This is a genomic window from Rhodococcus sp. LB1 (assembly GCF_001583455.1).
Lineage (GTDB): Bacteria > Actinomycetota > Actinomycetes > Mycobacteriales > Mycobacteriaceae > Rhodococcus_F > Rhodococcus_F opacus.
Window position 1 is genome coordinate 473 of the sequence record NZ_LTCZ01000165.1, and the last position, 5064, is coordinate 5536.

Consider the following 5064-nt stretch of genomic DNA (forward strand, 5'->3'; position numbering starts at 1 on the left):
TCCGACCGGGAGGTGATGTTTCTGCGCTCGGTGACCGCGGTGCTGGCGGCGGCGATCCGGCGCATCGAGGCAGAGGAGGCGCTGCGGCATCTGAGCCTGCACGATCCGCTGACCGGTCTGCCGAACCGTGCCCTGGCGCACCAGCAGATCGACGCCGCCCTGGACACCGCACGCGGAAGCGGGCGCACGGTGGCCGCGTTGCTGATCGACCTCGACGAGTTCAAGAGCCTCAACGACCGGCTCGGCCACGCGGTTGGGGATGATGCCCTCATCCGGTTGGCCGAACAACTACAGTCGGTCATACGTCCCACCGACACCGTAGCCCGGATCGGTGGCGACGAATTCCTCATCGTCTGCCCCGACACCACCACCACCGAGGCCATCACCCTCGCCACCCGCGTCACCGAACTGCAGATCGGGGCCGACTCGGCCGGCCACGAACTTCGGTTCACCGCCAGCGTCGGTGTCGCAGTTGCCGGACCGGAGGAAACCCGGGAGGCCTTGATCCGTCGCGCCGACGCCGCCATGTACCACGCCAAAGCCACCGGAAGCGGATATGCCCTCGCCCCCTGACTCGAACTCCGCTCGCCGCCGCCTCGTCGTCGTCGGGCGTGTGGACGAGGTCGAGCCCCTGCTTGCGGAGCGCGATGATGTCGGGGTTGCCGCCGAGCACGACGTCGGTACCACGACCGGCCATGTTGGTCGCCACGGTGACGCTGGTCACCACAGAGCGCAATGACAAGCTCCTCGAGGAGGCGATCAGCACTCTCAGTCTCGAGCCCGAGGTCACCGCCGTCGACTGGCAGGTTTGTAACGCGGAATTATGCCCGACCTCGCGAACCTCGCGCCCGGACTCGATCGGCAACGACCTGAATTCGTCAGCGCTGCAGCGTCTGGAATCAGCGGATCCCGAAACCCGCACTTTCGCAAGTGGCGCGCGTCGGGCGTGAGCGCAACTGCATTGCCACAGCACATTACTACGCACTGTACTGGCAACCCTGTGTATTCGACTCGTGCATATTCGTCGAGGCAAGTGGAATGGGAAGGGGCAGCAACTACATCGGTCGAGAGCCATTCAACCGATCATGATGGTGCGCCCATCGAGTCGTCGAGCACGGGTCGGCTCCATGTCTGCTGCGGACCTTCGCCTTTCGCGACGAGGCCCAGCTCGCGCAGCTTTGCGATCGTCATCATGGTGTTGAACATGGGATTCGGATTCGCACCCGATACGCCAAGCGACTGGGAGCGCGCAATGAAGGCATCGACGAACGCCGGAAGGTTGTCGATGCCACCGCTGAGCAGTGCCTGTGCGGCGCCGTCGAGCGCCGAAGCCTGATCGAGCAGCGTCGACAGACGCTCGGCTGCGGTCGGGCGATCGAACACCTCGAACGCATGGCCTTCGGTGACTATGCCGACAGCATCGGTCTCGACCAGCGTCAGCGCCTGGGCGAGCGCGGCGAAGATGTTCATCTGGTTGGCGTCGTGCATCGCGCCGCACGGGCCGTTAGGTTCGTCGGACAGGTGCAGCAAGCGCGCCTCGGGAAGGTGGACGACGACCTGGCCGGCGCAGTGGCCGTGGGTGCGGATGACCTGAACGGCACCGTCGCCGAACGACCAACCCGACATGTGTTGAGAGCCGATGACGAGATGATCGAGCGGGAGTTCCTCGTAGGTCCGGGTGAGGTCGGTGATGGGAACGTAGGGCTGGTACATGGCGAGGAGTCGGAGAGCTGCCGCAGACGGATCCTCGAAGCCCGGTACCAAGCCGGACACGCGATCCAGGCTCGTTGTCCAGTAGGCGAGCCCGTGATCGTGGTACTGGCTCGCGTCGTGCGCGCTCACGAAATGGTGCACGTTCGAGCGGTCGAGTCCGTCGCCGAGGTCTGTGATGATGTCGTTGTTCCCGACATGGTCGGGGTGACCGTGGGTGGTGAGCAGCAGGATCTTCGACCACGGAGCGAGGTCGTCAGCAGCGGATCGGATCGCGTCGCGGATAACGGTTGTTACCCCGCTGTCGACGAGCACCAGGAGATCTCCGGCTCGGTGAACGATCACGTTGCCCACGTCTGGCTGGCGAGCAGCCATATCGAGCTCTTGACCCACAATCATGCGTGTCCGAACGTCGATCTCGATCTGTTCGCCGAGTGCCACACGTTCGTTCTAACACGCCACTCGACTGTGTGCGGCGGTTCACGATATCTCCGCCTGGTCCTTGCAGACCGGCCTTTGGGTGTTACGGGACAGGAGCTTGACTGATGACCCCCGCCTGCAGACCAGCTTGACCCGCAAGCCGGAGCAGGCCGGCGTGCACGTGGCGTACGGGCTGGTCGGGCTCAAGACCCACTGCAGACCTGCCTCGTGGTGGTCCGGCGCTACTGCCACATTGAGCCTCCCCCGTTTCTCCGGACACTTCCGAACCAGGTTTTATGTGGAGACCGAGGAAGGACATCATGGGAACGAGGAAGTATCCGCCGGAGCTGCGGGAACGTGCGGTGCGGTTGTATCGGGAGTCGGATCCGAAGCCGGTGCTCCGGCGGCTGGCCGAGCAGTTGAACGTGCACCCGGAGGCCTGCGGAACTGGATCCGCCAGGCCGAGGTCGATCCCGGGGAGCGCGACGACCGGCCATCGACGGCGATGATGGAGGAGAACCGGCGCCTGGCCCGGGAGGTCGCGGAGCTGCGGCGGGTGAACGAGGTGCTGCGGGCGGCGAGCGCGTATTTCGCTGCGGAGATCGACCCGACCCGGAGAAGGTCATGAGTTTCATTGATGCGCATGACTTTTCGGTCGGTCTCGTATTGCGGGTCCTGGGTATCGCCTCGTCGACGTACTACGAGTGGCGGGCGCGAGCAACCCTGCCCGCTCGGCGCCGACGTGAGGACGCCGAGCTGCTGGCGTTGATCGACGAGATCCGCGCCTCACACGAGTTCGCTGGCACGTACGGGTCCCCGCGGGTGTGGCTGGAGCTGCGCCGCCGCGGGGTGCGGGTCGGCCGAAAACGGGTCGAGCGGATCATGCGCGAGAGCGGACGCCGAGGCGCCTACCTGCGCAAGGGGTGGAAGGGTGGCTCGACGAAGCAGAATCCGCGGCACACCGCCGCCCCGGATCTGCTGGACCGGGACTTCACCGCGACCGCGCCCAACACCAAGTGGGTGGCCGACCTGACGCGGATCCTCACCGGTGAGGGGGTGTTGTGGTTGGCGAGTGTGCGCGACGCGTTCTCGAACAAGGTGGTCGGCTGGCGATCCGGCCCGCGGGCGGACACCGACCTGGTGCTCTCGGCGCTCGACTATGCCCTGTTCTCCCGCGATGTCCGGGGCGGGGAGTTGATTTTCCACAGCGACAAGGGCTGTCAATTTACGGCGGTTCGGTTCACCCAGCGGCTCGTCGACGCGGGCATCGCCCCGTCCACCGGAAGCGTCGGGGACAGCTTCGACAATGCGCTCGCCGAAAACCTGTGGTCGACACTCAAGATCGAGCTTATCTACTGGCCCGCAAGAATATTCGCCACCAGAGCCGAGGCGGAGGCGGCATTGTTCCGCTACATCGATGGTTGGTACAACCCGCGCAGGATTCAGGCCGGCCTGCGCGGACTGTCACCCGACGAATACGAACGCGCCTACTATGACCGATCAGACGGACAGGAGACAGATATCATCGAACCCGAGCTCGTCGGAGCCAGATAGAAAAGTCTCCGGAGAAGCGGGGGAATCTCACATCGGCACCGGGAACTACCACCCCAAGACCGCCCGACTCTACGAGGACGTCAGTCTCCTCACCGCCCTACCCGAGATCGGCGCCGACCTCACAGACCTCTTCAACTCCCTCACCGGCTACTCGCGGAAGACGCAGTACCGCAACCTCCTCGTCGCGCCCTACAACATACGACCGGTAATCATCGAGCGCATCGACGCCGAGGTAGCACGCGCGCTGCGCGGCGAGGACCACTACCTCCGCCGGCTCCGAGACTGGAAGATGTCCGCCGACATCGACACCATGCGCCCCCGGAGCATGCAGCTCTATGCCCAGCTCTGCGGCTGGACCCTCGCCCGCGCACACGCCCGCTCCGGCGACCGAGTCGCCATCTCGGCGTACCTCAGCAACTCCACCACATTCGACAACGCACTCGCCGACTTCGCCGAGACCTACGCCGACCAGAACGAACACGATCGCAGCGCACTCGCCGCCGGCGCCGCCGGAACGGTCCAGGCACAATCCAACTTGTGAGCCACACCCACAACTACCCCTCAACTCATAAGGCCCGGAAACAACCACAACACCGCTCCACCGAAACACAGTGCACAACCACCTGATTGAACTGTCCTGACATCCGGCATACCGGGCCCCCCGACGCCCGCCCACCCTCGCGCACCCCACATTCACAGATCACAGCGCGAGGAATTCCTGGAGGACCTCGAGCGCGAGGCAAGCCGTTCCTTGCGTACGATGCACGCGGTTCGAGTTCGACCTTCACACCACTGCACGCTGCCCTCGGGTCGAGGGCGGCGGAGGGCGGGACGGGGTGCTCGTGCGCGGCCGCCGGGTGGTCCTGGCCGGCCCTACCCGGCGTCGTCGAATCCGTGACTTTCTCTACAGCACAACGTCATTGCACGGACCACCGCGCCGAGGGGACGGGTCAGCGCGGGGTTCCGCCCGCGGCCAGGTAGGCGTCGATGGCCTGTTGCAGGCGGTCCAGGGCCGCGCCGTATGCGGTGAAGTCGCCGGTGCNNNTCCGATGCCGCCGGCGGCGGGGCGGGCGGGGCGCCCGGTGGGGCCGGCGCCGGCGGTTGCCCGCCGGGAGGTGGTGGTGTGGTGGCGTCGCCGCCGGGCGCGGTGGCAACGGCGCCGGTGCCGGTGCCGAAGACCTGGTCGAGGGCCTCGGCGAGGGTGGGGGCGTAACCGATCCGCACCCCGCCCGTGCCGGGCTCGCGATAGCTGACCAGTACCCGGGCCAGCTGCGGGAAGGTGGAACTGTTGGGCGTGCTGGTCAAACGTTCGGTGAACACCGGTTCGACGTAGAGGACGCCGCCGTCGGCGATCGGCAGAGTCAGCAGGTTGGCGTAGTA

General features: G+C 66.0%; 4 protein-coding genes and 4 pseudogenes. 5 read left to right on the forward strand and 3 right to left on the reverse strand.

Going from position 1 to position 5064, the window contains the following annotated elements:
- On the forward strand, positions 1-573 hold a 573-nt coding region (locus AZG88_RS53965), incomplete at its 5' end, for a GGDEF domain-containing protein (protein ID WP_231914135.1).
- Positions 574-589: 16 nt separating this feature from the next.
- On the opposite strand, the pseudogene AZG88_RS55650 reads toward AZG88_RS53965, so the two are convergent.
- Positions 590-718 (reverse strand): annotated as a pseudogene (locus tag AZG88_RS55650) (preprotein translocase subunit SecA); the annotation flags it as partial.
- On the opposite strand from AZG88_RS55650, the gene AZG88_RS52755 reads away from it, so the two are divergent.
- Positions 696-950, forward strand: a complete 255-nt coding sequence (locus AZG88_RS52755; protein WP_061699135.1) for a hypothetical protein — start codon at positions 696-698, stop codon at positions 948-950. The pseudogene AZG88_RS55650 and the gene AZG88_RS52755 sit on opposite strands and share 23 nt — an antisense overlap.
- 133 nt (positions 951-1083) lie before the next feature.
- Here the strand turns inward: AZG88_RS52755 and AZG88_RS22465 are convergent, their stop codons facing one another.
- On the reverse strand, positions 1084-2109 hold the full coding sequence (locus AZG88_RS22465) for an MBL fold metallo-hydrolase (RefSeq protein WP_331712293.1): 1026 nt from the start codon (positions 2107-2109) through the stop codon (positions 1084-1086).
- A 175-nt stretch (positions 2110-2284) separates the two neighbouring features.
- Here AZG88_RS22465 and AZG88_RS55655 point away from each other — a divergent pair.
- From AZG88_RS55655 to AZG88_RS55065, 3 genes and pseudogenes are all read left to right on the forward strand, one after another.
- Positions 2285-2385 (forward strand): annotated as a pseudogene (locus AZG88_RS55655) (hypothetical protein); the annotation flags it as partial.
- A gap of 369 nt (positions 2386-2754) precedes the next feature.
- Complete coding sequence (locus AZG88_RS22475) at positions 2755-3684, forward strand: IS3 family transposase (protein WP_061699139.1); 930 nt, start codon at positions 2755-2757, stop codon at positions 3682-3684.
- Between the two features lie 28 nt (positions 3685-3712).
- A pseudogene (locus AZG88_RS55065) lies at positions 3713-4225 on the forward strand (DUF2252 family protein); the annotation flags it as partial.
- Between the two features lie 409 nt (positions 4226-4634).
- Here the strand turns inward: AZG88_RS55065 and AZG88_RS52765 are convergent.
- A pseudogene (locus tag AZG88_RS52765) lies at positions 4635-5064 on the reverse strand (UPF0182 family protein); the annotation flags it as partial.

What these genes read in the sequence shown, in the direction of transcription:
- AZG88_RS52755 (WP_061699135.1), top strand. Translation starts at nt 696, where the DNA reads ATGTTGGTCGCCACGGTGACGCTGGTCACCACAGAGCGCAATGACAAG.
- AZG88_RS22475 (WP_061699139.1), top strand. Translation starts at nt 2,755, where the DNA reads ATGAGTTTCATTGATGCGCATGACTTTTCGGTCGGTCTCGTATTGCGG.
- AZG88_RS22465 (WP_331712293.1), bottom strand. Translation starts at nt 2,109, where the DNA reads ATGATTGTGGGTCAAGAGCTCGATATGGCTGCTCGCCAGCCAGACGTG.